We start from the raw sequence: 26,526 nt of genomic DNA on the forward strand, positions 1-26,526 counted from the left end.
CTAATTTCAGCAATTTTAGTAAAGGACGATGCCAATATGAAAATTTCAACTAAAGGACGATATGGACTAACGGTAATAGTAGAATTAGGACGAAAATACGGAGAAGGCCCTGTGCCGTTGCGGAAAATCGCAGAAGAACAAAATTTATCGGAGGCGTATTTGGAGCAATTAATTCCTCCTTTACGCAATAGTGGTCTTGTCAAGAGTATACGTGGAGCGTATGGAGGCTATAAATTAGCCAAAGACCCATCTCAAATTACAGCAGGAGATATCATTCGACTGCTTGAGGGACCCATTCAGTTAGTTGAAGGCTTAGAAGATGTCGATATCCCTCAACGAGAATTATGGAAACGAATAGGAGACGCAATTCGTGGAGTGTTGGATCATACAACGATTAAAGATTTGATTGAGATTGAAGATACACCATCTCAAGATGAATACATGTTCTATATTTAAAGGAGTTTACCAGATGAAACCAGCCATTTATTTAGATTATGCTGCCACGACACCTATGCATCCGGCTGTGTTGGAGCGATTCACAGCTGTGTTAACAGACACCTATGGCAATCCTTCAAGTACCCATCAATTTGGCAGACAAGCGAAAAAGTTGCTAGAAGAAGCGCGGAAAATTCTAGCTCTCTCAATCGGAGCGTCACCCAATGAAATTATCTTTACCTCAGGAGGAACAGAGGCAGATAACTTGGCGATTTTCGGCACTGTACAAATAATGCAGCAGCATGGACGCCATATCATTACCACGGCCGTAGAACATCATGCCGTATTAAATCCGTGTAAACAACTGGAGTCACAAGGCTATGACGTGACCTATTTACAGCCTGATCCATATGGTGTTATTTCTTCAGAGCAGGTACAAAAATCATTGAGAGAAGATACGATATTGGTGTCCATTATGTTTGGCAATAACGAAGTCGGTACGATTCAGCCGATTGCCGAAATAGGAAAACTACTTCAACCGCATCAAGCGGTATTCCATACGGATGCAGTTCAAGCCTTTGGTATTTCATCCATGCATGTTGATGAACTGCAAGTGGATTTGCTGTCTGTCTCAGCTCATAAATTGAATGGACCAAAAGGTATTGGTTTTCTGTATCAGAGAAATGGTAAATTGTTGAATGCGCAGTTACTAGGTGGAGAGCAAGAGAAGAAAAGAAGAGCCGGAACGGAAAATGTTCCAGCCGCTGTAGCATTTGCAGAAGCGGTGACAATTGCAGAGCAAAAGAAGTCGGAGAATGTCCGCATTTATCAATCATACAAAAAAATTATGAGTGATATTTTTAAACAAAATGACGTGGAATTTCATCCAACTCTACCTGAATCTATCGTGGCGCTACCACATATTTATCATGTTTCTTTTCCGGGAACAGATGTGGAGACATTTTTAATGAGTTTAGATTTAGAAGGAATTGCTGTATCCAGTGGCTCCGCTTGCACAGCAGGCTCTTTTGAACCTTCCCATGTAGTAACCGCTATGTTCGGGAAAGAATCAGACAATGTTAGAAATTCGATACGTATTAGCTTTGGTTTTGGCTTGGAACGCCCCATGATCGAAGAAGCTGCAGAGAGAATATCAGCAGTTGTCAAACGTCTAGTGAAATGAAACAGCAAAGGATGAAGTGGAAATGAGAACGACAAAAGCACCTGCGGATACACGGGTAGTTATTGGAATGTCTGGCGGAGTGGACTCTTCGGTTGCAGCATTACTATTAAAACAGCAAGGCTATGAAGTGATCGGGATTTTCATGAAGAACTGGGATGATACAGATGAAAATGGTCATTGTACCGCAACAGAAGATTTTGAAGATGTACGAAGTGTTTGCGATCACATTGGTATTCCTTATTATTCCGTAAACTTTGAGAAGCAGTATTGGGATAAAGTGTTTACATACTTCTTGGATGAATACAAAGCAGGCCGTACGCCGAATCCAGACGTAATGTGTAATAAAGAAATCAAATTCAATGCATTTTTAGAGCACGCCAAAAGTTTAGGAGCAGATTTCTTAGCTACTGGACATTATGCGCAAGTCGTCGAGCGAGAAGATGGCGTCGCAATGCTTCGCGGTGTGGATAACAATAAAGATCAAACGTATTTCTTAAATCAATTAACACAAGATCAGCTTCAGCAAGTGATATTCCCTTTAGGTCACCTAGAAAAGTCGAGCGTCAGAGAAATCGCAGAAAAAGCAGGACTGGTAACAGCAAAGAAAAAAGATTCTACAGGAATTTGTTTCATTGGTGAACGAAACTTTAAAGAATTTCTAAGTGAATACTTACCTGCAATTCCAGGAGAAATGCAGACGATGGATGGTAAAGTGATGGGGAAACATGATGGACTGATGTACCATACAATCGGCCAGCGACACGGGCTTGGAATTGGTGGAGCAGGAGAACCTTGGTTTGCGATTGGAAAAGATTTAGAACGTAATGTCTTGCTAGTAGGTCAAGGTTTTCACCATGATGCGTTGTATTCGACGAGCTTACGGGCGACCGATATGAATATTTGTACAACGAAAGAATTAGTAGGTTCATTTTCGTGTACTGCCAAATTCCGTTATCGTCAGCCAGATACAAAAGTGACCGTGGAAATTACAGGTACCGATGCAATCGTAACGTTTGCTGAGCCAGTACGTGCTGTCACGCCTGGACAAGCAGTAGTCCTCTACGACGGCGAAGAGTGTCTAGGTGGCGGAACGATTGACGAGGTATTTAAAGACGGCAAAAAGCTGACATATGTAGGGTGAGGAGCTAGTGAGATGACAATTCAAAATGAAGCCATTAAAGAAATGCAAGAAGGTAATTATGAAAAAGCAGTGGAATTGTTTATGAAAGCAATTGATGAGAACCCTGAAGATGCAACAGGTTATATAAATATAGGTAATATTTTCGCCTCTCTCGGAGATGCTGAGCATGCGGAGCCTTTTTTTCAAAAGGCATTGACCCTTGACGAAAAGGCAGGTACTGCATTTTACGGATTGGCCAATCTTTACTACAATCAAGAGCGCTTTGAAGAAGCAGCTAAGCTATATGAGAAGGCGATCCAAACTGGTTTAGAGTCTGCAGATGCTTTCTTCATGTTGGGCAAGAGTATGGAACAGGCAGGAAGCGATCGATTGGCATTGCCTTACTTGCAGCGAGCTGTTGAATTAGATGAAGAGGATCAAGAGATATTACTTGCTTATGGAATTTTATTGGCGAAACTGGAACTATTCCAAGAAGCACAACCTATTTTCGAATCTATTTTGCAATTAGAACCAGAACATGCGGATGCCCACTATAATTTAGGTGTGTTATTCGCAGTCTCTACTGAAGACAAAGAGCGCGCGTTATCTCATTTGGAACAAGCTTTTACAATTGAGCCTGAACATACACAAGCGCGTTATATATATGACATGATCCAACTTGGCAACGAACAAGGCGAATAAGAGTAAAAGAGGGGGTCCCTGGTGATGAATGAATCTGAACAGTATGTAATTGGAAAACCAATTGTAACGATTTTTCATAATGCCACCAATCTATTCTCGATCGTGAAAATGAAAATCACGTCGACGAATACGGACTATAGCGAAAGAGAAATTGTCATTAAAGGTTCGTTCCCTCCCTTGCTAGCTGAAGAGGATTATAAATTCACAGGCCGAATGATCAATCACCCAGTTCATGGTCAGCAATTTGATGTCCATACGTTTTCAAAGGAGTTACCTGCAACGGAAGCAGGGCTCATCCATTATTTGTCGGGTGACTTATTTCCTGGTATAGGGAAGAAGACTGCAGGCGAAATCGTAAAGGTGCTAGGGAATAACGTCATTCAGAAAATATTGGAAGATCGTTCCGTACTCGATCAAATCCCTCGTTTGACGGATGAACGGAAAGATACGCTTGTAGCCGTTTTACAAGAAAATCTAGGTCTTGAACGGACGATGGTTCAACTGAATGAATGGGGTTTTGGCCCTCAAATAGCGATGAGAATCTATCAGGCGTATCAAGACGATGCCATTACTATATTAACGGAGAATCCGTATCGGCTAATAAAAGAGATAGAAGGCATAGGTTTCCAGCGTGCCGATGATCTTGCAAAACAATTAGGATTGGTAGGCGATCATCCTGCACGAATTAAAGCTGCTGTTTATTATAGTATACATAGTGAAGTGCAATCTTCAGGCCATGTCTATCTAGAAGCCGAAGCCGTTTTACCGCAAGCTAAGCAACTATTAGAAACCAGTCAGCCTCATGTAATTCCTTACGAATCCATCTCAACTGCAGTCATCGAATTGGTTGAGGAAGGTACGCTATCAGCGGAAAAGCAAAGACTTTACTTGCCTTCCCTCTATTTTTCTGAAATTGGTATTGCCACGAAAATAAATCGAATTTTGGAAAATGAAGTCGATACACAGTTCCCAGCTTCAGAGATCAGAAAGGCAATTGGTGAAATTGAAGAACGTTTAGGGGTGGAATATGCGGAAACGCAAGTGGAAGCTATCGAACGAGCGTTGCATTCTTCATTGCTCGTACTGACAGGTGGACCAGGAACAGGAAAAACGACAGTCATTAGAGGTCTAGTTGAAGTGTACGCTGAATTGCATGGTGTATCCCTTGATCTAGAAGAGTATGCTCGTAAGAAAGAGACATTCCCAATTATTTTAGCAGCGCCAACTGGACGAGCTGCTAAACGGATGTCAGAATCAACGGGCTTGCCTGCGATGACAATCCATCGCCTACTTGGTTTTACTGGTCAGGAATCCGAAGAAGAGACCGAGCGTGAAGTAGAAGGCAATCTTATTATTATCGATGAAACGTCCATGGTGGATACATGGCTCATGCATCAATTGTTAAAGGCTGTTCGTGATGATGCACAACTTTTATTTGTGGGAGATCAGGATCAGCTTCCTTCAGTCGGACCAGGCCAAGTGTTGCATGATTTTATGACTTCGGGTAAGATCCCTGTCGTGGAACTGACCGATATTTTCCGTCAAAGTGAAGGATCTACCATTATTGAAATGGCCCATATGATTAAGCAGAAGAAGTGGTCCATGGATGTAACGAAAAAGACATCTGATCGGTCTTTTATCAGAGCGTCAGGTGAGCAAATTTTACCTGCTGTGAAACAAATCATACAAAATGCCACTTCAAAAGGACATTCCATAAAGGACATTCAAGTGCTGGCACCAATGTACAAAGGTCCAGCAGGCATTGATGGCTTAAATAAGATGATTCAAGAAATTACGAATCCGCCTGCAGAAGGAAGAAAAGAGATGGTCTTCGGTGAAACAACGTATCGGGTAGGAGATAAAGTGTTGCAACTAGTGAATCAGCCTGAGAGTAATGTATTTAATGGAGATATGGGAGAAGTTGTCGCGATTTTGTTGGCGAAAGAAACGGTTGATAAAAAAGCACAGCTAGTTGTTTCATATGACGGTAATGAAGTAAGTTATGAACGAAGTGATTTGAATCAAATTACGTTAGCTTATTGTTGTTCAATCCATAAATCTCAAGGCAGCGAGTTTCCGATTGTCGTCATGCCGATCGTCCGAAGTCAACGCAAGATGCTTAGGCGTAATCTTCTATATACAGGTATTACGAGAGCTAAAAATTTCCTGATTTTATGTGGTGAGGCGGAAGAGTTTAAGGCGGGTATTGAGCGATCAGACGAAACAGAACGTCAAACGACTCTGAAGGAACGGATTGCGGGTAGTATGGATACGGTAGAAGAAATAGAAGCTTTAGTTGCAGAAGATTCCGTAGAATCACAACAGCCAATCCAACAAGTCGAAGACACGACACCTGCAAAATTAACGATGGAAAATTTCAGTCAAATAGATCCAATGATCGGTATGGCTACTTTGTCTCCTATTGACTTTCTAGAGGTGACGGATTGACAAAGCAGTTGAACTTTCCTATAATTCGTTTAGAAATAATGAAAACGTCGAAGGAACGAGTACTCATGTATTCTGTGCCAAAGAAAAGAGCTTCTAGGCTGAAAAAGCTCTCTCAGATCATGAAGGAAAGCTATTCCAAAGTGCAACTAATCCCTGCCGTATTGCTGCGTTAAAGCAACTCGAGATACCGTGTAAGGCGGTAATGAGGGTGGTACCGCGTTCTTCGCCCCTTTTTATAGGGGTGGAGTTTTTTTAATTTTAGGAGGAGTCATGATGAAAAAATTAACCGCATCTGAAATTCGTCAACTTTTTTTAGACTATTTTAAAGAGCATGGACATAATGTAGAACCATCAGCTGCTTTAGTACCTGTTGATGATCCATCGCTACTATGGATAAATAGTGGTGTTGCTACACTAAAAAAGTATTTTGATGGACGTGTCATACCTGAAAACCCACGGATTGCCAATGCGCAGAAGTCTATTCGTACAAATGACATTGAAAATGTCGGATACACAGCACGTCACCATACGTTCTTTGAAATGCTGGGGAACTTTTCGATTGGTGATTATTTTAAAGAAGAAGCAATCGTTCGTGCCTGGGACTTTCTGACGAATGAAAAATGGATTGGTTTTGATCCTGAATTATTATCCATCACGATCCATCCTGAAGATGAAGAAGCATATGCGATTTGGAAAGATCGGATTGGAATTCCAACGGAGCGAATTATCCGTTTAGAAGGGAACTTCTGGGATATTGGAGAAGGACCAAGTGGACCGAACTCAGAAATTTTCTATGATCGTGGTCCCGCTTATGGTGATGATTTTTCTGATCCTGAATTATATCCAGGTGGAGAAAATGAGCGATACTTGGAAATTTGGAATTTAGTATTCTCTGAGTTCAATCATAATCCTGACCACACGTACACACCACTACCTAAGAAAAATATTGATACAGGTATGGGTCTAGAACGGATGGCATCAGTCATTCAGGATGTACCTACTAACTTTGATACCGATTTATTTTTACCGATAATTGAAGCCGTAGAGAATGTTTCAGGTGAAAAATATGGGGAAACGACTGTAACAGATACAGCATTTAAAGTAATTGCTGACCATATTAGAACGGTTGCATTTGCGATAGGAGATGGAGCATTACCCTCGAATGAAGGTCGCGGATATGTTCTTCGTCGTCTGCTAAGAAGAGCCGTTCGTTTTGCTAAGCAATTAGGCATCGATAAGCCGTTCATGTATATGCTCGTTCCGATCGTCGGGGATATCATGAAGGACTTCTATCCTGAAGTACATGATAAACAGGCTTTCATTATGAAAGTCGTGAAAAATGAAGAAGACCGTTTCCATGAAACGCTGCATGATGGTATGTCGATCTTATCTACTATTATTGAGAAAGCAAAAGCTTCAGGACAAGCAGTCGTGTCTGGAAGTGATGCATTCAAACTGTATGATACGTACGGTTTTCCTTTTGAATTAACCGAAGAATTTGCTGCCGAAGAGCAAGTTGCGGTCGATCGCATTGGCTTCGATGAAGAGATGGCGGCACAGAGAAATCGTGCACGAGCAGCGAGAGCAGACGTTGATTCGATGCACATTCAATCAGGTGTATTAGGTGAGATCCATGATTCAAGTGAATTCATCGGTTATCAGCAACTACAGACAGAAGCATCGGTCATTGTATTGCTGAAAGACGGCCAGCGAATTTTACATGCTTCTGAGGGAGAAACCGTCCAAGTGATTTTGGATCAAACGCCATTCTACGCAGAAAGCGGCGGTCAAATCGCTGATAAAGGTACGTTGACAAACGAGGCATTCATTGCCGAAGTCCAAGACGTTCAAAAAGCACCGAATGGTCAGAATCTGCATACCATTTTCATCAGTTCAGGAGAAATGAACGAAGGCGCTACAATTGTTGCTAAAGTGGACGAGTATTCTCGTCGTTTGACGATTAAAAATCATACTGCTACTCATTTACTTCACCGTGCTTTGAAAGATGTACTTGGAGAACATGTCAATCAAGCAGGTTCCTATGTTGGACCGGATCGACTTCGATTTGACTTCTCTCACTTCGGTCAAGTGACGAAGGACGAGTTAGAACGTATTGAGCGTCAAGTAAATGAACAGATTTGGGCAGGGACGCCTGTAAACACTTCCCTTGCACCAATTGCAGAAGCGAAAGAAATGGGTGCTATGGCTTTATTCGGTGAAAAGTATGGAGACATCGTTAGAGTTGTGCAAGTAGGCGACTATTCAATTGAACTATGCGGTGGTTGCCATGTGACGAACACTTCCGATATCAATGTCTTTAAGATTGTGTCTGAAGGCGGTATCGGTGCAGGAACGCGTCGTATCGAGGCTTTCACGGGTGGACAAGCATTCCAATCGTTTAAAGAAGATCAATTCGTCATCGATCAAGTAGCAGTGGTAGCAAAAGCAACACCGAAAACGGTCGTTTCTAAAGTGGAGTCCATTATGGCGGATTACAAAGACCTCCAACGTGAAAACGAATCGTTGGCTGCGAAATTGGGTAATAGTCAATTAGCTGATGTTATGGAAACGGCTCGCCAGGTAAATGATGTCACTGTAATTTCAGCTCACGTAGAAGTGAAGGATAATAATGCGCTGCGTCAGCTTATCGATGAACTGAAACAAAAGACCTCTAAAGGCGTCCTAGTCCTAGGTACAGTAACCGATGATAAAGTAATGCTAGCAGCTGGCGTCACAAACGATTTGAAAGAGAGTGGCTACCATGCTGGCAAAATTGTCAATCACGTCGCTTCATTATGCGGCGGTAAAGGCGGCGGACGTCCTGATATGGCAATGGCTGGAGCAAAAGATGCGTCTAAACTTGATGACGCGCTTCAATCCGTGTATGATTATGTAAAATCTGTTTAACTGAGTTCACCAAGAGTTCTTCTAGTAAAGTTAATATGCTAGAAGAACAATTGGTTGAGATACACATAATGGGAATCGGAAAGCGGGGTGTCGAGTATGAGTTCATCTGATAAAACGATGAAATTCAACTTTCCAGAAGAGTCTATGGAGGAAGAAGTCAAAGCAGTCATGCTCCATGTCTACAAAGCATTAGAAGAAAAAGGATATAACCCGATCAATCAGGTTGTCGGATACCTATTATCCGGAGATCCAGCCTATATTCCACGCCATGAAGATGCTCGCAGTCTAATACGAAAATTAGAACGAGATGAAATTCTCGAAGAACTAGTTAAATTTTACATTCGAGAGAATAGAGGCAAGTCTGAATGAGAATAATGGGGTTGGATGTCGGTACGAAAACGGTAGGTATCGCAATTAGTGATAGTCTCGGCTGGACTGCACAAGGTATCGAGACGATCAAAATTGATGAAGAAGCTGGTTTTTTTGGGTTGGAGCGAATCGAAGAACTAACAAAAGAATATGAAGTACAGGAGTTTGTCGTCGGCTATCCTAAGAATATGAATAATACAATCGGTCCAAGAGGACAAGCTTCTGAACACTATGCCAACAGCTTACGTGAGAGATTTGGTTTTCCCGTAGTTCTCTGGGATGAACGACTTACCACAATGGCCGCGGAACGCGTTTTGATTGAAGCGGATGTTAGTCGCAAGAAGCGAAAATCGGTTATTGATAAGATGGCTGCAGTAATGATTCTTCAAGGGTATTTAGATTCAAAAAAATTTTAGAGGTGATTAGATTGGAACATGGACAAGAAACAATGACAATCGTAGACGAGAATGGTGAAGAACATGTTTGTGAAGTGATTTTAACATTTGATTCAAAGGAATTTGAAAGATCTTATGTACTTTATCACGTCTTAGACGGTGAAGAAGTTGATGAGGATGAAGAAGTCGAGATTCATGCGTCTGCGTTCATACCAACTGAAGAAGGCGAAGAGGGCGGCGAGTTATTGGAGATCGAGTCCGATGAAGAATGGGATATGATTGAAGAAGTATTAAATACTTTCCTTGAAGAAGAGGACGAGTAAGGATTGAAGATCTGATCATGTGACGGACGGAATGGTGCGGACCGTTCCGTCTTTTTTCACTTGATTTATCTGAATTCTTCAGAAAACCCGCAGTTCTATGAGTTTCGGAATAAATGTAGTGATTTTTCTGTTCACAGAGAGTTTAAACTACAGAGGAATCCAGATACAATTATGTTATAGCGTACTGGATCAGTAGTGGAAAATGAGGTGAGGGTGATGGAAAAAGAACCCCAAAGAAAAAAAGAAGTAATGTTCCAACGGATGCTTGAACAAAAGGAAGAAGTGAGGATTATTCGAAAAATAGTGCTTTGGATCGTAGCCATTGTACTCGTTGTGGGAATAATTAGTGGTCTGTCTATCTATACATACATAAAAAGTGCTCTCAAGCCAGTAGATCCAGATTCAGAAAAAGTTGTCGAAGTGGTAATTCCCATTGGCTCTGGTTTAGATACGATTTCAGAAGTACTTGAAAAAGAAGGTATTATAAAAAGTGCTCGAATTTTTAAGTACTATGCAAAAGTGAACAATGAGGCGGATTTTCAAGCTGGAACTTATGGTCTAACTAAATCTATGACACCAGACGAATTGATTCAGAGTTTGAAAACAGGGGTGGTTTATAGAACACCTGCGTTTACACTGGTTATACCTGAAGGCTTGACGTTGGAACAAATAGCAGAAAGAACGAGTGAGAAAACATCAATTACAAAAGAAGAATTTATGGATTATGTAACAAATAAAGAGACGATTCAACATTATATCGCAAAATATCCTGACGTCATTACGGATGAAATCTTACAGGAAAACATTCGCCATTCATTAGAGGGGTATCTTTTCCCGGCTACTTATCCATTCTATGAGGAAACACCTCCAGTGGAAGAAGTGGTAGATACGATGGTAGAAGCAACTGTTCAGAATATCATACCTTATCATGGATTTTTAGAAGAAAAGAAAAAGACGGCACATTGGTTGTTAACATTTGCCTCTTTACTTGAAAAAGAAGCGACTAGTAAAGCGGATCGCGAAACCATTGCGAGTGTATTCAATAACCGTCTAAATGAGGGAATGCCACTGCAAACAGATCCTACCGTTTTGTATGCACTTGGAAAACATAAAGAACGTGTATTACACGAAGATTTAAAAGTAAAAGATGCCTATAACACGTATCAAAATAAAGGGCTACCGCCTGGTCCGATTGCTAATGCAGGAAGCGCATCAATACAAGCAGTAGTCGAACCTTCTGACACAAACTATTTGTTCTTCTTGGCGGATAAAGATGGTGTAAATCATTTTGCAAAAACATATGAAGAACATTTAAAAAATAAAGCAGAGTATATTGACAGCCAGAATAAATAAGGCGATTGCTTTAAAGGGGAAGTTGTGATGAAGGAATACAATGCGTATATTAGCCGTTTTTCTAAAGAAAAAGATGTACTAATCCAAGAGATGGAGCAATATGCAGCTGAACACCGAGTGCCGATCATGGATGATATGGGTTTACATACACTGATCGGACTGCTTCAAATTCAACAACCAAAGCGAATTCTAGAGATTGGAAGTGCAATAGGCTACTCGGCCATCCGTTTAGCTGAGGCCTTTCCAGAAGTAGTGATCGATACGATTGAACGGGATGCAGAACGTTATATGAAAGCAGTAGAGCATGTTCAGCGAAGCGGACTAGAAGATCGGATTCATATCATTCATGATGATGCGTTGGAGATGGATGTAGAAAGCTTATCGACACAACCATTCGATACATTGTTTATTGACGCTGCAAAAGGGCAATATCAGAAGTTTTTTGAAAAGTATAGCCCACTGCTAAGTACAAAAGGTGTAATTTATTGTGATAATATGTTTATGCATGGTATGGTGCTGCTGGAAGATGCAGAAATTCCTAAACGGAATCGTACGATGATTCGTAATTTGCAAAATTTCACAAGTTGGGTCATGGAGAATGAAGGTTATGAAACAGCTCTATTGCCAGTCGGTGATGGAATTTTAATTGCGATTAAAAAATAAGAACTAGCAAGCAGCAAAGGGGAATAGCTGTGAAGAAAAAACCTGTTGTGATTGGAATTGCTGGAGGTTCAGGATCTGGTAAAACGAGTGTCACAAAAAAAATTCATGAAGTGTTTCAAGGTCATTCGGTTGTAGTCATCGAACAGGACGACTATTATAAAGATCAGACACATTTAGATTTTAAAGATCGACTAGAGACAAATTATGATCATCCATTAGCTTTTGATACAGATTTATTAATCGAACATATTGTACAGCTAGTAAACAGACAATCCATTCAAAAACCTACGTATGATTATACAATACATACGCGGTCTACCGAAACGGTGACTGTAGAATCGCAAGATGTGATCATTTTAGAAGGTATTCTAATACTTGAGGATGAGCGATTGCGAGAATTGATGGATATTAAATTGTTTGTAGATACAGATGCAGATATTCGGATTATTCGAAGATTATTGCGCGATATCAATGATCGAGGACGCACGGTGGATTCAGTAATTCATCAATACTTGTCAGTAGTCAGGCCGATGCACAATCAATTTATTGAACCGACAAAAAAATATGCTAATATAATTATTCCTGAAGGCGGAGAGAATGCGGTTGCCATTGATTTGATGGTTACAAAAATAAAAACAATTCTTGCTTCTACAGACGAAGTATAATATGATGATGACATAATTTTAACTGAATTCAGCAAAACTCTCCCCTAAATACAAGACTAAGCTGAATTTAAAGTAAGATGTAAACAAAAATAGCAACACTATGTCACATACCTGAGATGGGTGTGGCATAGTATTTTTTATGAACAGAAATTTGAGGAGTGTTGTTAGATGGTTTCAGAAAAAAAATTTCCTATGACTGTATCAGGTAAACAAAAATTAGAAGAAGAGCTTGAATATCTAAAAACAGTAAAGCGTAAAGAAGTAGTAGAACGAATTAAGATTGCTCGAAGCTATGGAGACCTTTCGGAAAACTCTGAGTATGATTCCGCGAAAGAAGATCAGGCATTTGTTGAAGGGAAAATCTCTTCTTTGGAATCCATGATCCGTAATGCTGTCATTATTACAGAAGATGAACTCAACACAGATGAAGTTCAATTAGGTAGAACGGTGACGTTTAAAGAAATTCCTGATGGAGACGAAGAGACGTACACAATTGTTGGTTCTGCTGAAGCAAATCCTTTGGAAGGGTTGATTTCAAATGATTCACCAATTGCCAAAGGATTAATGGGACGTAAGAAAGATGATAAAGTGAAGATTCAAACTCCCGGCGGTGAAATGTCAGTTGAAATACTCGAGATAAAATGACAAACGTACCGTCTTCTTACTAGTAGAAGACGGTATTGCTTTATCTGATTTCGGGAAACCAATTGACTCGTAAAAACGTCTGAATGGACAGTAGTACATGCCATACGTAAGGAGATGTGATGAATGGCAGAACGAGAACCTAACTTTTCCAGGATGTCACGTAAAAAAAGCAAGAAAGACAAAGTGTTAAATATTTTAATTGGTATTGTGGTGGTACTTATTTTAATTGTTGGAGTCACTTTTATTTTGGGAGATGACAAAGACGAGGTAAGTGATGATAAGCAGCAAGAACCACAACAGACTGAAGAAGTATCCGATAAACCGATATTAGTGGGAGAACAACCAGTTGGTAAGGATGCTGTAGAAACAGAGCCGAGTGAAGAGGAGGGGTCTTCATCAGATGAAGAGGGGAAAATAGTGAATGAAGCCGTACAAGAGGATGAGTCAGTAACGGATGCTATTACTACTACACCTTCCACTGATCAAGCTGTTAAAGAAACAGTAGTGGATGCTAATTGGAAGCCACTTGGGACGAAGCAAACAGGTACACATGTTTCTAAATATGATGGAGAATCGGATGATTGGTATGAAAAGAAACAAGCGATAGCTTATGCCACAGGTTTATCCGAAGATCAATTAATATACTGGCGTATCCAAAATGGTGGCAGTCCTCAAAAAGCAGAGGGCATTGTGTCTAGCTTGGATAAGTCGGAGAAATATAAAGTCTATTTGGAATGGGTAGACAGCGAGGGCTGGAAACCAGTGAAAATGGACGTATTGAATACTTTGGAAACAAAATAAAATGGCATTCGCATGTTGTAGAGAATTATGTACTGTAAAGGGGAGATCATGACATATGAAGATAGCTATTGTGGGTGCAATGGACGAAGAAGTAGAAATATTGCGTAGGGAGATTGGACTTGGTAAAGTCACAACTATCGCAAATTGTGAATTTATTGAAGGTAAGGTCGGAAAGCATCAAGTAATCGTAACAAAAAGTGGAATCGGTAAAGTAAATGCTGCGATGGCCACAACAATTCTTTTACAAAACTACAAACCGGATCTCGTATTGAATACGGGTTCCGCAGGTGGTACGCATCCTGACTTGGAAATCGGTACGGTCGTTGTATCTGATCACGTTCTTCATCATGACGTAGATGTGACCGCGTTTGGCTATGAACCGGGACAGCTTCCACAATTACCAGCTACTTTCCCTTCAGATGAGAATTTGATTGGTTTAGCGAGAGAAGCGGTCGTTGAATTAGATACATACGAGCATGCGGTTGGTACCATAGCATCAGCTGATACATTTATGGCAGACGCGGATAAGGTCATGAAAGTGAAGGAGAAATTTCCTCAAGTGATCGCTGTCGAGATGGAAGCGGCAGCTGTGGCTCAAGTTTGTCACCAATTCCATACCAAGTTTGTAGTCATTCGTGCATTATCGGATATAGCAGGAAAAGAGTCTTCGATTAGTTTTGACGAATTTTTACCACTCGCAGCAAAACATTCGTCACAGATTGTTTTGCGTGTCATCTCGAAACTTTAAGAGGTCTATGGTAAAATTAATAAGTAGACAAAGTATATGATAGTTTCATTGAAAGGAGGGACAACCAATGGGGTTCTTAATGGGCGGTGTATTTATAGTAACAGCAGTATTGTCAGCAATAATTTTACGTGAGGTCAGAGCAGACTGAGATCAGATAAAAAACAAAGCGTTTCCGATGTCGGGCAACCACATCAGAAACGCTTTTTATGATCAGATAAACAATCAAAAGCGGAAGGCGCCGTCTAGGGGCGACCGGCATAAGCCGAAGTTGCGAAGTGGCGTACTTTGCCACACAGTAACTTTGACTTATGACCCGAGCCCCTGGCGCCTGTAGCTAGATGAATCAAAAGCGGAAGGCGCCGTCTAGGGGCGACCGGCATAAGCCGAAGTTGCGGAGTGGCGCTCTTTGCCACACAGTAACTTTGACTTATGACCCGAACCCCTGGCATCAGTTAGCCGTGAAACACACGATGTGTTCATTGGTATTCATGTTTAAAAGACTGGTACAATTTCACGATCGCTCTTTTTTCAATACGGGAAACATAGCTACGGGAAATATTTAGTTGTTCAGCAATTTCTTTTTGCGTCATAGGTTTGTCATCTAACAAACCATAGCGGCGCTGAATAACCTCAAGTTCTCGGGCATCTAACTTACCCAAATGCTTGTATAGACGCTCTTTTTGCTCATTCTGTTCTACTGTAGTTTGAGGAGGGATGTCATCTGTTTGAAGAAGGTCTGCGATTTCTAGGGATTGGCCGTCTTTATCCAGGCCGATGGGTTCATTGAGGGATACATCTTTCTGTACTTTTTTTTGTGTTCGTAAATACATAAGAATTTCGTTCTCGATACAGCGAGCGGCATACGTGGCAAGTTTCGTTTTACGATCTGGCGTAAAGCTGTTGATGGCTTTCATAAGCCCGATAGCACCGATGGAAATATAGTCATCCAATAATTCATGCTTCGGTTGGAACTTTTTCACAATATGTGCGACGAGACGCATATTGTGTTCAATTAACTCATCCCGTGCACTTTCATCACCTTCAGCTAATCGTCTCAGGCACTCTGCTTCTTCCTTTTTTGAGAGCGGACGAAGGAAAGCTTGCCCCCTGATGTACCCGATTAACGCGGGGATCTCTAACCATAATTGCATGACGGCCATGAAAAACCCGCTCATGTAATCACCTCCGATAGTTGGTACTTCAACATATGCGAAGACAAAGAGCTCTATCACCCGATAAAAGCTGAACAAGATAGAAGGAAATTAGACGCGAGAGTGCGTGCACCATACACAATTGTGTTATAATCAGACAAGAATTTGTTGTGGGGCGGAGAGGATAACGTGTTAAATCATTTTTTGCCGAATGAATATGTCAAGTCGGTGTTTCATATTAAGCCAGAAAATCTTGTAGAGAGTGGGATCAAAGGCATTATAACCGATCTTGATAATACACTCGTTGAATGGGATCGTGCAGACGCTACGGAAGATATAATGGCCTGGTTTAAAGCCATGCGCGATGTCGGTTTACAAATTACGATTGTTTCTAATAATCATATAGAGCGTGTAAGTCACTTTTGTGAGCCTTTGGGCATTCCGTTTATATGCGAAGCTCGGAAACCCTTAAAAAAGGCGTTTCATCAAGCCATTGCTACACTTGGGCTGCCAAAAGATGAAATCGTAATGATTGGCGATCAGTTACTGACAGATGTCTTAGGGGCGAATCGAGTCGGTTTACAAACGATATTAGTCGTTCCGGTTGCGAGTTCAGATGCGACGATTACGAAATTCAACAGAGCGATCGAACGGAGAATTATGGCTAGGTTCAAAAGAAAAGGGTTAATTACGTGGGAGGACTAAATTTGGAATTGATCAAGTGTATTGGATGTGGAATTGCGATCCAAACAACGGATAAAGCTGGAGAAGGTTATGCACCACCATCCTCTTTAGAGAAGGAAGATGTGATCTGCCAGCGCTGCTTTAAATTACGGAATTACAATGAATTACAACCAGTGTCCTTATCGGGAGACGATTTTTTAGCGATTTTAAATGGTATTGGTACAAAAGACGGTTTGATTGTTAAAATCGTTGATATTTTTGATTTTAATGGTAGCTGGATCAATGGATTACATCGTTTTGTTGGCAAAAAAGATATTTTATTGATCGGTAACAAATCAGATATTTTGCCGAAGTCCATCAATCCTAATCGTGTCACAAACTGGATGAAGACCGAAGCGGGAAAATTGGGATTGAAACCAGTAGATGTCATGTTAGTTTCAGCGGTTAAAGGCCACGGAATGGCAGAGGCGCTGGATGCCATTGAAACGCTTCGTCAAGGTAAAGATGTCTATGTTGTAGGTTGCACAAATGTAGGGAAATCTACTTTTATCAATCGCATTATTAAAGATGCGACGGGTGTACAAGATGTTATTACGACGTCTTACTTCCCTGGCACGACATTAGATGTTGTCGAAATTCCATTAGATGATGGAAAGTCATTGATGGATACACCGGGTATTATTAATGAACATCAAATTGCGCATTATGTAGACGCGACTGATTTGAAACTCATTACGCCTAAAAAAGAACTGAAGCCAAAAGTCTATCAGTTGAATGCAGAGCAAACATTATTTATTGGTGGTTTAGCTCGTTTTGACTTTATTGCAGGCGACAGATCGTCATTTACTATCTATGCAGCAAATGGATTACCTATTCATCGAACGAAACTGGAAAATGCGGATGAACTATATGAGAAACATCGTGGTGACATGCTTTCTCCGCCAGGGCCGGCATCGCTTGAAAAGCTGCCACCACTCGTTCGTCATCAATTTTCCATCAAGCAAGCCAAGACGGACATTGTCATTTCCGGACTAGGCTGGATTACCATTCAGCATGCCGATGTGCAGGTGGCTGTACACGCTCCAAAAGGCGTGAATGTCGTAGTGAGACCTTCACTAATCTAAATGAGATTCTTAGAGGAGATTACAAATGAAAAAATGGTATGCCGTTTTAGGTGACCCAATCGCACAGTCGATGTCACCTGTTATGCATGATCAGTGGTGTCATGAAAATGAATTGAATGCCACCTACATACCGATTCACGTAGAACCACAGCAGTTGGAACAAGCTGTACAAAGTCTACGGACACTTGGATGTAGTGGATGGAATGTAACTGTTCCACATAAACAGACGATTATCCCTTTTTTAGATGAGGTGGACGAATCCGCAAGTGTTATGAATGCAGTCAACACAGTGTATCGAGACCCTAACGGAAAACTGATAGGTGCCAATACGGATGGGGCTGGATTTGTCAAGTCTTTGCAAGAGTTTACAGGTGATTCACATACGAATCGAAAGGTGCTTATAGTAGGTGCTGGCGGTGCGGCGAGAGGGATTGCGTTTGCGTTGCAGTCAGCAGGGTACGGTCCTATTTATTTTACCAACCGAACCACTTCTAAGGCGGCAGAACTGGCCTCTCAAATACAAAACGCACATGTTATTACAGTGGAAGAAGCAGAAGAACGACTAGATGAATTCGGACTCGTTGTGCAAACGACTTCTGTTGGGATGAACTTTGCGCAAGCTGGAATGCCTCTTAATCCTAAAAATGTAACGAGTGGTTCAATCGTAGCGGATATCATTTATAATCCGTTAGAAACGGAATTTTTACGAGCAGCAAAACAAGCAGGTGCTCTTACCATGAATGGTGTTGGTATGTTTGTTCATCAGGGCGCCCTCGCTTTTGAGAAGTGGACAGGGGTCTATCCTGATACGAAAAAAATGATCGAAACGATTACAATGAAAGTTGGCGGGTAAACATGTTAACAGGTAAACAAAAAAGATTTCTACGCAGCGAAGCGCATCATTTGCAACCATTATTCCAAATCGGGAAAAGTGGTTTAACAGAAGCGATTTTGGCGCAAATTGATGAGGCATTAGAAGCTCGCGAACTATTGAAAGTCAGCATCCTTCAAAATTGTGAAGAAGATAAGACGGAAATAGCAGAACGAATTGGCGCATTTAAAGGCATTGAAGTGGTACAAGTCATCGGTAACACGATCGTTCTGTACAGAGAATCGAAAGAGAAGAAGCGTATAGAATTACCATAAGGAGAATTAGATGAAACGAATCGGCATTTTGGGTGGAACATTCAATCCGCCGCATATCGGGCATTTGTTAATCGCCAATGAAGTGCGGTACGCATGTGATCTTGAAGAAGTGTGGTTGATGCCAGCTGCTATTCCCCCACATAAAGTAGCAGCTGGGGATGCAACTGCAGAACAACGATTGCGTATGGTGAAATTGGCGGTTGCTGACATTGAAGGACTGAGTGTATCTTCTTTTGAGATGGAACGTGGCGGTATTTCCTACACCTACGATACGATGACACAATTAGTCAATGACGAACCGAGGCATGAATTCTATTTCATTATCGGTGGTGACATGATCGATATGTTGCCTAATTGGTATCGAATTGATGAGTTAATAAAAATCATTAAGTTTATCGGTGTAAAACGTCCGGGGGCTGTCAATACATCTGATCTTCCAGTCGAGATGGTGGAAACGCCACAACTCGATTTGTCTTCTACTTTGATCCGTCAACGATTTTTAGAAGGAGGAACTGTTCAATTACTGATTCCTCCAGCTGTCGAGGCATACATTCGAGAGGAGAGATTATATGGATCTTCAACAAGTTCGAAATGATCTTCAGCAACGCTTGCCACAAGAACGCTATGAGCATGTGAATCGTGTGACAGCGACTGCGATGGAGTTAGCGGAAGAAGTAGGCGTATCGGTGGGAAATGCAGAAATTGCAGGTCTGTTTCATGATTATGCCAAGTTTATGGATAAAGATGAGTTGCATGAATTACTGAAACAAGATAAAGAGTATGAACTCTATTCACAATACCATTCAGAGCTATGGCATGCGCCAGTCGGGGCTATATTAGCTAAAGAGCGATATGGAGTTGAAGATCAGGATGTACTTCAGGCGATCCGTTTCCATACAACGGGTCGAGCTGGTATGAGTCCTTTAGAAAAAGTGATTTACGTGGCAGATTTGATCGAGCCGGGCAGAAAGTTTCCTGGGATTGAAGAATTACGAAATCGAATTGCAGGTCGATCGTTGGATGATCAAATGACCGAGTGTATACAACATACAGTAAAATTTCTTGTTCATCAGTACGCAGTCATTTTCCCTTATTCATTTGATTGCTATAATGAACATGTACGCAGAAGAAAGGAACAGTGAAATATGCCAACTTTATTGGAATTAGCTTACCAAGCAGTAGATAACAAGAAAGCGGAAGATATTGTCGTATTAAATATGGAGGGTATCTCATTGATTGCTGACCAATTCATCATTTGTCATGCAAACTCTGAACGACAAGTACAAGCCATTGCGCGAGAAGTTGCGGATCAGGCTTCAAAAGAGGGCTATACAGTAAAGCGAATGGAAGGATTCGATTCTGGGCGCTGGGTATTAGTTGACTTGTTAGATGTCGTTGTTCATGTTTTCCACAAAGAAGAACGAGGATTCTATAATCTAGAAAAACTTTGGGGAGACGCACCGTTATTAGACGTGGCGAATGAACAATGAATTCTTCCTATCAGGAGTTCGCATACATTTATGATGAATTAATGAATGATATCCCGTATGGCGCCTATATCGAGTTACTCGATTTGGCGTCTACAGGCGTTGCGGGGAAAAAAATATTGGATATTGGTTGTGGTACGGGATTATTATCCACGATGTTGGCGGAAAAAGGTGCCACCGTTACCGGCGTTGACTTATCAGCCGACATGCTAGAAGTAGCCATCAGCCGTGCAACGTCACTAGGACTAGCTATTGACTTTATCCAACAACCGATGCAGCAACTGGAAGTGCAAGAGACCTACGATATAGCGGTCATTTCGATTGATTCCTTGAATTACTTAGTGTCACAACATGAAGTGGAAGAAACTTTTCATAGAATATATCATTCACTTAGCAAGGGTGGACTGTTGATGTTTGACGTGCATTCTCTTTTCAAAATGGATGAGATTTTCTTGGAAGGACCATTTGTTTTTGATGATGGACACATTACGTATGTTTGGCAGACGGCTCCTGGAGACGAGGAATATTCCATTCATTCGGAGCTGGCTTTTTTCGTGAGACAGGAAAATGGATACTATAAACGTTTCGACGAAGTACATACTCAACGTTCTTTTTCTGTGGCAGACTATGCACGTATGTTGGATCGTGCAGGATTTACGATTGAGCGGATTTTTGCGGATTGGGAAGATGAGCCTCCAACAGAAGAAAGTGAAAGAATATTCTTTCAAGTGCGGAAATAGATCTTCCAAAGTTTCGGGAAATCGGTTATAGTAAGGGAGACTCCATACGGTGCTGATAGAAAGGAACGTTGACATATTCGTTCATTCATGACCGAAAAATGGCGTAAAATGATCATTCCTATTGCAGCGATCGCTGTACTTTCCTCTGTTCTGTTCTTTCCCCGAGAACAAACGGATCTAGTATCCGAAGAACGTGGACAATCCCTATTTGAACCGAAAGATCCTCTTCTACAGATGGAAGAAATTGAACCACCAGTTGAGCAAGTGACTGAAGTTGTTACTGTGTCAATATTAGTAGATGTAAAAGGTGCTGTGAAACATCCTGGTCTCTATTCCTTGCAAGAGGGAGATCGTTTATTAGATGCAGTCCAAGCGGCAGGTGGCTATACAGAAGAAGCTGAGACTCGTTTGCTAAACTATGCCCAGAAGCTACAAGATGAATCAGTAGTGTACGTGCCGGTTGTGGGAGAAGAGCCTCCGACTTATGAACAGCCAGCATCATCAGTAGCTTCTACTGGCAGCAACCAGACGACGAAGGTGAATATAAATACAGCCAATGAAATGGACTTTCAAACGTTGCCTGGCATTGGTCCGTCTAAAGCGATGGCGATTGTAAAGTTTCGAGAAGAACATGGTGTGTTCTCTCAACTGGACGGTCTTAAGCAAGTGTCAGGAATTGGAGATAAAACTTTTGAAAAATTAGAATCACTTATCACTCTTAATTGATGGAGGCGACCGTATGGAGCGAATTACTTGGGACCAGTTCTTTATGGCGCAAAGTCATTTGCTGGCGATGCGCAGCACATGTACTAGACTTTCAGTTGGGTCTATTTTGGTGCGCGATCAACGAATTATAGCTGGCGGCTATAATGGATCGATATCTGGCGGCGATCATTGCATTGAGCATGGCTGCTATGTAGTGGATAATCATTGTGTACGGACGATTCATTCGGAAATGAATGCGTTGTTGCAATGTGCCAAATATGGCATACCTGTTTCAGGTGCAACGATCTATGTGACGCATTTTCCTTGTTTGCAATGTAGTAAAGCGTTAATTCAAGCGGGGATCGTTCGTGTGAACTATGCAACGGATTATCGTAATAGTGAATATGCTATGGAGCTATTTACGCAAGCTGGTGTATCGGTGGAAAAGATTCCGTTTGATGAACGCTCGATAGACTTCGCCAGTGAAGATAAATTTGCTTTGTTCAGTGAAATGTTGATGAAAATGCAAGCACTTGGCGCAAATGATGAAGAACTGAATGCCCTTCAGCAAAGGGTGAATCATTTATTTGGCAATTAATCCTATCTATTCGATGGATGTATGTAGCGATTCCTATAGTGATTTCTGCCTTCGCGGCAGAAATTTCAGGTTCGCTTTTATTACTCAATTTTTTATTCCTCATTCCTTTCTACTTTTTACGTAAAGATTATTTACATCTGATTCTTTGCGCTGCGATCCTGTGTGTTTCCTTTTTCTATTTCTCCAGTAAAACATCCTCTCTCCTTACTAATTCATCTATTGTTACTTTTCAGTGGAAAGATCAAGTCAAAATAGACGGTAGCAAAGTTAAAGGGTTTGCTCGTTTAACAGATGGGACGATCGTTTATTTACTGTATACGCTCGAATCAGAAAGTGAGAAAGAGTTATTTCAAACTGTTAATTTGGCAACATTTGAATTTTCAGGGGAAGTGCAGCAAAAAGAGTTAGAACCCCCAGCGCACGGTTACGCTTTTGACATGGAACGCTATTTACGTATGAATGGAGCTGTAGGATTTTTTGAAGTGGTACAGCTTCAAGAAAGTAAACGAATGTGGACGATTCAATCACGATTATCTCAATACCGCTACGAGATCAAACAGCATATTCAAATGTATTTTCCTAACTCTCTAGTCACTGAAGCGGAAGCTCTTTTGATTGGTGACCGTTCGGGAATGGACTTGAGTTTGCAAGCGGAGTATCGGACACTTGGGATTACCCATTTATTTGCGATTTCAGGTTTGCATGTGGGATTGCTGACGTTCTTCATTCGGGCGATTTTATTGCGGCTTGGCTTTCGCAAAGAATGGGTGACGTATTGTTTGCTATTTTTTTTACCGCTCTATGCCTGCATTGCAGGTGGAGCCCCGTCTGTATGGCGTGCTGTGACAGTAACGATAATTATGTTGCTAGCAGTCACGGGTAACCTTAGGCTGCGTCTTGATGATGGCTTGGCTTTAAGTGCAATTCTGTTTATCGGATTACAGCCCCATATCGTCTTTCAGCCAGGTTTCCAACTATCTTATTTGGCGGCATTCTCCCTACTTTATTCTTCTGCCATCCTCAAATCCGCAAAAAACGCTTTATATGTTTCATTTCTCGTAACCGTTATCACACAGATTGCCCTTTATCCAGTACTACTGTATCACTTTTTTGAATTATCACTGTCTTCTTTTGTGGCCAATCTATTTTACGTGCCGCTGTATTCGGTATTTATCCTTCCTGCAAATTTATTGTTACTAGCCTGTAGTTATCTCTTGCCTCCCTTAGCAGGAGTACTATTCAGCTTGTACGAGCCGGTCCGACAACTGATTGGTAGTCTGACTACGTGGTTGGCTTCTTTGCCGTATCAAATGTGGACGCCTGGACGCCCTGATGGAGTTAGCGTAACTTTGGCTATCATCGGCATTTTGATTTTTTTAGTCTGTCTGGAAAGAAAGAAAGCGATCGTGTTCGGTTTAATATGTCTGTTGATGCCTGCTGTATATATGGAAATTAAGCCTACGTTGCATCGGGAGAGCATCGTTTCGTATGTAGATGTTGGACAAGGCGATAGCACGATTATAGAAATGCCTTATAGAAAAGCAGTTTATGTGATAGATACAGGGGGAGTGGTCCGATTTGGGGACAAAAACTGGAAAACACCTGAACAGCCATTTGAGGTAGGGAGAAATATTGTAGTTCCTTATTTAAAGGCAAAAGGGATTACGAAGATTGACAAACTGATTATTACACACGCGGATCTTGATCATATGGAGGGAGCGGATGAAGTTTTAGAAGAAGTGCGAGTAAAGGAAATTCATATTCCACCTGGGAGTGAACAGGAGGAGACGATGGACGAGGTATTGCACTTAGCACAACATCAGAAGATCCCTGTTCGTCTTGTTGGAGAAGGGGTGCATTGGAAGGTAGATACTCATGTTTTCCAATATGTTGCACCTGAAGAGAGAGTGTACGACGGAAATGATAGCTCGCTAGTAGTAGGAATGACAGTGGGAGAGTTAACGTTTTTGTTTCCGGGAGATTTAGAGGCTGCTGGAGAGCAACGGTTTTTACACAGATATTCGACAACTGATTTTGGAAGGGTAATTTTGAAGGCGGGACACCATGGGAGTAAGACATCGAGTACAGACCCATTTATTCGCTTTGTAAAACCTGAGTTTGTTGTGATTTCATCTGGCAGAAATAGCAGATACGGACATCCACATGCAGAAGTAGTTGAGCGATTTGAGATGTATGGGGTGCCGTATTGGTCTACAGCAGAGAGAGGTACGATTGAAATTCGCACAACAGGACAATCGTATAAAGTCTTGTCCAGTCGCTAAAAATGTAGAAAAGCAAATAGACACATCCGCAATGTACGGTTGTGTCTACTTTATCCATTATTGATTAGCGGGCGACGATATCGATGATCGTAGCAATAACAAAAATTGCAGAAAAACCGATAAACGCTACGCCGAAGCCAATACCTGAGTCGATCGCGTCATTACGCTTGGATTGTACATCATGTTCAAATTCATTCATTGCTACACCTCCTAATTCCATACTAAGTATAGATGAAAGTGAAAGAAAAATCCATAAAAATCGCAGTTTAATGGCGGGTCCTCACAGGATGACACAAATTGTTCATAGTCTATTCGAGTATGAGGAGAAATAAAAGAAGTCAGTGGGAGGCAATTCCCTAGCCCTGAAGCGATACACGGAGCAGTCACTTTCACTTTTGAAGCTGAGATGTAGACTCTTAAAAAGGCTAATTACGTACCGATCCTTTCGAGTTGCCTATCTATAGTACTTATCCTTCTCAGCAGTTTCTCGGTGATTCGGTGTCATGGGTTCTTGTTTTGGCTGTTCGTGACCAATTTCAGCTAGCTCAACTGAGATTTCTTCCTTTTCATTAGCTGTAGTTGGTACGCGCCGGTCTGCGTTCTTGTGTTTCGTTTCTTTCATCAATAAAACCTCCCTTTTTGTTCTAGTATGGAGAATTTCGGGATTTTCATGTATAGTTATCACAGGTTTTCGATTGAGGACAAACGAATGAGCTGGGATTGTTTGAGGTGAATAGTATGGTGTCGAAAATATGGAATGAAATTGAAAAAGGCGGACTCAAGTCAATTTATTTGCTAACTGGAACAGAACAGCATCTAATTGATGAAACGATCAAGAAGTTAATCCGAGCAGTGCCAGGGATGACATCCTCCGAAGTAAATCGCTTTGATTTGGAAGAAATACCGATTCAAGCGGTATTAGAAGTAGCCGATGAGTTACCCTTTCTCGTGGAACATAAGCTTATTATTGCTAAAAATTGTGCATTCTTGAAAGCTACAGATAACTCGAAAGAAAAACAACCTCACCAATTGGAGTTGTTGGAAAATTGGTTAGAGAATCCTTCGCCGACTGCAACTGTTGTTTTTGTTGCTCCTTATGAAAAATTGGATTCACGAAAAAAGATCACGAAAAAAATCAAACAGCATGCGGTGGTCGTCGAAGCCATAACGTTGCAAGGTCAAGATTTGACAACTTGGATTATGCAGCAAGGGAAAAGTAAAGGTATTTCTATAGATACGAAAGAAGCCAATTTCCTTATAGAGATGGCTGGATCGGATCTACTAACATTAGCGACTGAAATTGAGAAACTTGCTGCTTATTTAGCGTACCAAGGGAACGTGACGACTGATATGATCGAACAGCTAGTAGCGCGAACACCTGAAATGGATGTGTTCCGACTTACAGATTTGTTTATCAACGGCAAGAAAGGTGAGTCGGTATCGGTTTATCATGATTTACTCCGCAATGGAGAAGAGCCTATTATGCTAACGTCTTTGATCGCGGGTCAAATACGATTAATGATCCAGGTTTCGAGCCTTCGAAAAAAAGGTTATCAACAACAGCAAATTGCTACGACGCTCCACATTCATCCATATCGTGTCAAACTAGTGATGCAGCGAAGTCTTCCAGCGTTGCCTATTTTACTAAGGGCTCTGAATGACCTTGCATCCATTGATCTACAATTGAAGACGATGAGCGGTAACCGCCAGCGTAGATTAGAATTATTTTTATTAAACGGTCTATGAATAAAAAAAGACTGCCTTGTATAAGGCAGTCTCAGACTGTAGACAAAAGGGTTGGAAATCGTAACGATTTCCAACCCTTTTGTCATTTCGGTACTAAAATCAGAGA

Annotated in this window: 30 protein-coding genes; 27 read left to right on the forward strand and 3 right to left on the reverse strand. The window is 41.3% G+C overall.

Annotated features, from left to right (window positions below):
• The first annotated feature begins 36 nt into the window (after positions 1-36).
• The 15 genes from cymR (at position 37) to mtnN (ending at position 14,757) form a co-directional block, all read left to right on the forward strand.
• Positions 37-456 (forward strand): cysteine metabolism transcriptional regulator CymR, encoded by a 420-nt coding sequence (cymR, locus tag GD002_RS14025; RefSeq protein WP_153732992.1) that lies wholly within the window; start codon positions 37-39, stop codon positions 454-456.
• 13 nt (positions 457-469) lie between these two features.
• A complete protein-coding gene (locus GD002_RS14030; protein ID WP_153732993.1) occupies positions 470-1,618 on the forward strand; it encodes a cysteine desulfurase family protein in 1,149 nt (382 codons plus the stop codon).
• Positions 1,619-1,640: 22 nt separating this feature from the next.
• Positions 1,641-2,759 (forward strand): tRNA 2-thiouridine(34) synthase MnmA, encoded by a 1,119-nt coding sequence (gene mnmA, locus GD002_RS14035; RefSeq protein ID WP_153732994.1) that lies wholly within the window; start codon positions 1,641-1,643, stop codon positions 2,757-2,759.
• A gap of 12 nt (positions 2,760-2,771) precedes the next feature.
• Positions 2,772-3,440 carry a tetratricopeptide repeat protein gene (locus GD002_RS14040; protein ID WP_153732995.1) on the forward strand — a complete coding sequence of 223 codons (669 nt, stop codon included), beginning with the start codon at positions 2,772-2,774 and terminating at the stop codon, positions 3,438-3,440.
• A 24-nt stretch (positions 3,441-3,464) separates the two neighbouring features.
• A complete protein-coding gene (gene recD2 / locus GD002_RS14045; protein ID WP_194841616.1) occupies positions 3,465-5,888 on the forward strand; it encodes an SF1B family DNA helicase RecD2 in 2,424 nt (807 codons plus the stop codon).
• Positions 5,889-6,161: 273 nt separating this feature from the next.
• The gene (alaS, locus tag GD002_RS14050; protein ID WP_153732997.1) at positions 6,162-8,795 is read left to right on the forward strand and encodes an alanine--tRNA ligase; all 2,634 of its coding nucleotides are present in this window, start codon (positions 6,162-6,164) and stop codon (positions 8,793-8,795) included.
• Positions 8,796-8,891: 96 nt separating this feature from the next.
• The gene (locus GD002_RS14055; RefSeq protein WP_153732998.1) at positions 8,892-9,164 is read left to right on the forward strand and encodes an IreB family regulatory phosphoprotein; all 273 of its coding nucleotides are present in this window, start codon (positions 8,892-8,894) and stop codon (positions 9,162-9,164) included.
• A complete protein-coding gene (gene ruvX / locus GD002_RS14060) occupies positions 9,161-9,580 on the forward strand; it encodes a Holliday junction resolvase RuvX (RefSeq protein WP_153732999.1) in 420 nt (139 codons plus the stop codon). Before GD002_RS14055 ends, ruvX begins: the two co-directional genes overlap by 4 nt.
• An 11-nt stretch (positions 9,581-9,591) precedes the next feature.
• A complete protein-coding gene (locus GD002_RS14065; RefSeq protein WP_153733000.1) occupies positions 9,592-9,882 on the forward strand; it encodes a DUF1292 domain-containing protein in 291 nt (96 codons plus the stop codon).
• Positions 9,883-10,098: 216 nt separating this feature from the next.
• Entirely contained in the window at positions 10,099-11,235 is a 1,137-nt protein-coding gene (gene mltG, locus GD002_RS14070; RefSeq protein ID WP_153733001.1) for an endolytic transglycosylase MltG, read from the forward strand.
• 27 nt (positions 11,236-11,262) lie between these two features.
• Positions 11,263-11,898 (forward strand): O-methyltransferase, encoded by a 636-nt coding sequence (locus tag GD002_RS14075; protein ID WP_153733002.1) that lies wholly within the window; start codon positions 11,263-11,265, stop codon positions 11,896-11,898.
• A 23-nt stretch (positions 11,899-11,921) separates the two neighbouring features.
• Positions 11,922-12,563, forward strand: a complete 642-nt coding sequence (gene udk / locus GD002_RS14080) for a uridine kinase (RefSeq protein WP_408020094.1) — start codon at positions 11,922-11,924, stop codon at positions 12,561-12,563.
• 168 nt (positions 12,564-12,731) lie between these two features.
• Positions 12,732-13,208, forward strand: coding sequence for a transcription elongation factor GreA (greA, locus tag GD002_RS14085; protein ID WP_153733004.1), 477 nt, complete (start codon positions 12,732-12,734; stop codon positions 13,206-13,208).
• 123 nt (positions 13,209-13,331) lie between these two features.
• Positions 13,332-14,009 (forward strand): YrrS family protein, encoded by a 678-nt coding sequence (locus tag GD002_RS14090; RefSeq protein WP_153733005.1) that lies wholly within the window; start codon positions 13,332-13,334, stop codon positions 14,007-14,009.
• Between the two features lie 55 nt (positions 14,010-14,064).
• The gene (mtnN, locus tag GD002_RS14095) at positions 14,065-14,757 is read left to right on the forward strand and encodes a 5'-methylthioadenosine/S-adenosylhomocysteine nucleosidase (protein WP_153733006.1); all 693 of its coding nucleotides are present in this window, start codon (positions 14,065-14,067) and stop codon (positions 14,755-14,757) included.
• 476 nt (positions 14,758-15,233) lie between these two features.
• Here the strand turns inward: mtnN and sigK are convergent, their stop codons facing one another.
• The gene (gene sigK / locus GD002_RS14100) at positions 15,234-15,932 is read right to left on the reverse strand and encodes an RNA polymerase sporulation sigma factor SigK (RefSeq protein ID WP_153733007.1); all 699 of its coding nucleotides are present in this window, start codon (positions 15,930-15,932) and stop codon (positions 15,234-15,236) included.
• Between the two features lie 165 nt (positions 15,933-16,097).
• Here sigK and GD002_RS14105 point away from each other — a divergent pair, with 165 nt between their 5' ends.
• The 11 genes from GD002_RS14105 to GD002_RS14155 all read left to right on the forward strand — a co-directional run bounded on the left by GD002_RS14105 (position 16,098) and on the right by GD002_RS14155 (position 24,674).
• Positions 16,098-16,613, forward strand: coding sequence for a YqeG family HAD IIIA-type phosphatase (locus tag GD002_RS14105; RefSeq protein WP_153733008.1), 516 nt, complete (start codon positions 16,098-16,100; stop codon positions 16,611-16,613).
• A gap of 2 nt (positions 16,614-16,615) precedes the next feature.
• Positions 16,616-17,716: a ribosome biogenesis GTPase YqeH gene (yqeH, locus tag GD002_RS14110; RefSeq protein ID WP_153733009.1), complete on the forward strand. Its 1,101-nt coding sequence runs from the start codon at positions 16,616-16,618 to the stop codon at positions 17,714-17,716.
• Between the two features lie 25 nt (positions 17,717-17,741).
• Complete coding sequence (gene aroE / locus GD002_RS14115) at positions 17,742-18,569, forward strand: shikimate dehydrogenase (RefSeq protein ID WP_153733010.1); 828 nt, start codon at positions 17,742-17,744, stop codon at positions 18,567-18,569.
• A gap of 2 nt (positions 18,570-18,571) precedes the next feature.
• On the forward strand, positions 18,572-18,862 hold the full coding sequence (gene yhbY / locus GD002_RS14120; RefSeq protein ID WP_153733011.1) for a ribosome assembly RNA-binding protein YhbY: 291 nt from the start codon (positions 18,572-18,574) through the stop codon (positions 18,860-18,862).
• Positions 18,863-18,872: 10 nt separating this feature from the next.
• On the forward strand, positions 18,873-19,457 hold the full coding sequence (locus tag GD002_RS14125) for a nicotinate-nucleotide adenylyltransferase (protein ID WP_153733012.1): 585 nt from the start codon (positions 18,873-18,875) through the stop codon (positions 19,455-19,457).
• Positions 19,432-20,004 (forward strand): bis(5'-nucleosyl)-tetraphosphatase (symmetrical) YqeK, encoded by a 573-nt coding sequence (yqeK, locus tag GD002_RS14130; RefSeq protein WP_153733013.1) that lies wholly within the window; start codon positions 19,432-19,434, stop codon positions 20,002-20,004. Before GD002_RS14125 ends, yqeK begins: the two co-directional genes overlap by 26 nt.
• A 3-nt stretch (positions 20,005-20,007) precedes the next feature.
• Positions 20,008-20,352 (forward strand): ribosome silencing factor, encoded by a 345-nt coding sequence (rsfS, locus tag GD002_RS14135; protein WP_153733014.1) that lies wholly within the window; start codon positions 20,008-20,010, stop codon positions 20,350-20,352.
• Positions 20,349-21,089, forward strand: coding sequence for a class I SAM-dependent DNA methyltransferase (locus GD002_RS14140; protein WP_153733015.1), 741 nt, complete (start codon positions 20,349-20,351; stop codon positions 21,087-21,089). Before rsfS ends, GD002_RS14140 begins: the two co-directional genes overlap by 4 nt.
• 108 nt (positions 21,090-21,197) lie before the next feature.
• Complete coding sequence (locus tag GD002_RS14145; RefSeq protein ID WP_153733016.1) at positions 21,198-21,815, forward strand: helix-hairpin-helix domain-containing protein; 618 nt, start codon at positions 21,198-21,200, stop codon at positions 21,813-21,815.
• Between the two features lie 13 nt (positions 21,816-21,828).
• Positions 21,829-22,392, forward strand: coding sequence for a ComE operon protein 2 (locus GD002_RS14150; protein WP_153733017.1), 564 nt, complete (start codon positions 21,829-21,831; stop codon positions 22,390-22,392).
• Between the two features lie 38 nt (positions 22,393-22,430).
• Positions 22,431-24,674, forward strand: coding sequence for a DNA internalization-related competence protein ComEC/Rec2 (locus tag GD002_RS14155; RefSeq protein WP_194841617.1), 2,244 nt, complete (start codon positions 22,431-22,433; stop codon positions 24,672-24,674).
• Positions 24,675-24,738: 64 nt separating this feature from the next.
• Here GD002_RS14155 and GD002_RS14160 read toward each other — a convergent pair whose 3' ends face one another.
• Together GD002_RS14160 and GD002_RS14165 are read right to left on the reverse strand one after the other, a co-directional pair.
• Positions 24,739-24,873, reverse strand: a complete 135-nt coding sequence (locus GD002_RS14160; RefSeq protein ID WP_153733019.1) for a YqzM family protein — start codon at positions 24,871-24,873, stop codon at positions 24,739-24,741.
• Between the two features lie 255 nt (positions 24,874-25,128).
• Complete coding sequence (locus tag GD002_RS14165; RefSeq protein WP_153733020.1) at positions 25,129-25,296, reverse strand: hypothetical protein; 168 nt, start codon at positions 25,294-25,296, stop codon at positions 25,129-25,131.
• Positions 25,297-25,412: 116 nt separating this feature from the next.
• Between GD002_RS14165 and holA the strand changes: the two genes are divergently transcribed.
• On the forward strand, positions 25,413-26,420 hold the full coding sequence (gene holA / locus GD002_RS14170; RefSeq protein WP_153733021.1) for a DNA polymerase III subunit delta: 1,008 nt from the start codon (positions 25,413-25,415) through the stop codon (positions 26,418-26,420).
• Positions 26,421-26,526: the final 106 nt, after the last annotated feature.

It is taken from the genome of Sporosarcina obsidiansis (assembly GCF_009651005.1).
Lineage (GTDB): Bacteria > Bacillota > Bacilli > Bacillales_A > Planococcaceae > Sporosarcina > Sporosarcina obsidiansis.

Bases quoted from the DNA above. Each gene is read 5' to 3' on its own strand.
- cymR (WP_153732992.1), top strand. From the start codon at position 37: ATGAAAATTTCAACTAAAGGACGATATGGACTAACGGTAATAGTAGAA.
- GD002_RS14030 (WP_153732993.1), top strand. From the start codon at position 470: ATGAAACCAGCCATTTATTTAGATTATGCTGCCACGACACCTATGCAT.
- mnmA (WP_153732994.1), top strand. From the start codon at position 1,641: ATGAGAACGACAAAAGCACCTGCGGATACACGGGTAGTTATTGGAATG.
- GD002_RS14040 (WP_153732995.1), top strand. From the start codon at position 2,772: ATGACAATTCAAAATGAAGCCATTAAAGAAATGCAAGAAGGTAATTAT.
- recD2 (WP_194841616.1), top strand. From the start codon at position 3,465: ATGAATGAATCTGAACAGTATGTAATTGGAAAACCAATTGTAACGATT.
- alaS (WP_153732997.1), top strand. From the start codon at position 6,162: ATGAAAAAATTAACCGCATCTGAAATTCGTCAACTTTTTTTAGACTAT.
- GD002_RS14055 (WP_153732998.1), top strand. From the start codon at position 8,892: ATGAGTTCATCTGATAAAACGATGAAATTCAACTTTCCAGAAGAGTCT.
- ruvX (WP_153732999.1), top strand. From the start codon at position 9,161: ATGAGAATAATGGGGTTGGATGTCGGTACGAAAACGGTAGGTATCGCA.
- mltG (WP_153733001.1), top strand. From the start codon at position 10,099: ATGGAAAAAGAACCCCAAAGAAAAAAAGAAGTAATGTTCCAACGGATG.
- GD002_RS14075 (WP_153733002.1), top strand. From the start codon at position 11,263: ATGAAGGAATACAATGCGTATATTAGCCGTTTTTCTAAAGAAAAAGAT.
- greA (WP_153733004.1), top strand. From the start codon at position 12,732: ATGGTTTCAGAAAAAAAATTTCCTATGACTGTATCAGGTAAACAAAAA.
- GD002_RS14090 (WP_153733005.1), top strand. From the start codon at position 13,332: ATGGCAGAACGAGAACCTAACTTTTCCAGGATGTCACGTAAAAAAAGC.
- mtnN (WP_153733006.1), top strand. From the start codon at position 14,065: ATGAAGATAGCTATTGTGGGTGCAATGGACGAAGAAGTAGAAATATTG.
- sigK (WP_153733007.1), bottom strand. From the start codon at position 15,932: ATGAGCGGGTTTTTCATGGCCGTCATGCAATTATGGTTAGAGATCCCC.
- aroE (WP_153733010.1), top strand. From the start codon at position 17,742: ATGAAAAAATGGTATGCCGTTTTAGGTGACCCAATCGCACAGTCGATG.
- yhbY (WP_153733011.1), top strand. From the start codon at position 18,572: ATGTTAACAGGTAAACAAAAAAGATTTCTACGCAGCGAAGCGCATCAT.
- GD002_RS14125 (WP_153733012.1), top strand. From the start codon at position 18,873: ATGAAACGAATCGGCATTTTGGGTGGAACATTCAATCCGCCGCATATC.
- yqeK (WP_153733013.1), top strand. From the start codon at position 19,432: ATGGATCTTCAACAAGTTCGAAATGATCTTCAGCAACGCTTGCCACAA.
- rsfS (WP_153733014.1), top strand. From the start codon at position 20,008: ATGCCAACTTTATTGGAATTAGCTTACCAAGCAGTAGATAACAAGAAA.
- GD002_RS14140 (WP_153733015.1), top strand. From the start codon at position 20,349: ATGAATTCTTCCTATCAGGAGTTCGCATACATTTATGATGAATTAATG.
- GD002_RS14145 (WP_153733016.1), top strand. From the start codon at position 21,198: ATGATCATTCCTATTGCAGCGATCGCTGTACTTTCCTCTGTTCTGTTC.
- GD002_RS14150 (WP_153733017.1), top strand. From the start codon at position 21,829: ATGGAGCGAATTACTTGGGACCAGTTCTTTATGGCGCAAAGTCATTTG.
- GD002_RS14160 (WP_153733019.1), bottom strand. From the start codon at position 24,873: ATGAATGAATTTGAACATGATGTACAATCCAAGCGTAATGACGCGATC.
- GD002_RS14165 (WP_153733020.1), bottom strand. From the start codon at position 25,296: ATGAAAGAAACGAAACACAAGAACGCAGACCGGCGCGTACCAACTACA.
- holA (WP_153733021.1), top strand. From the start codon at position 25,413: ATGGTGTCGAAAATATGGAATGAAATTGAAAAAGGCGGACTCAAGTCA.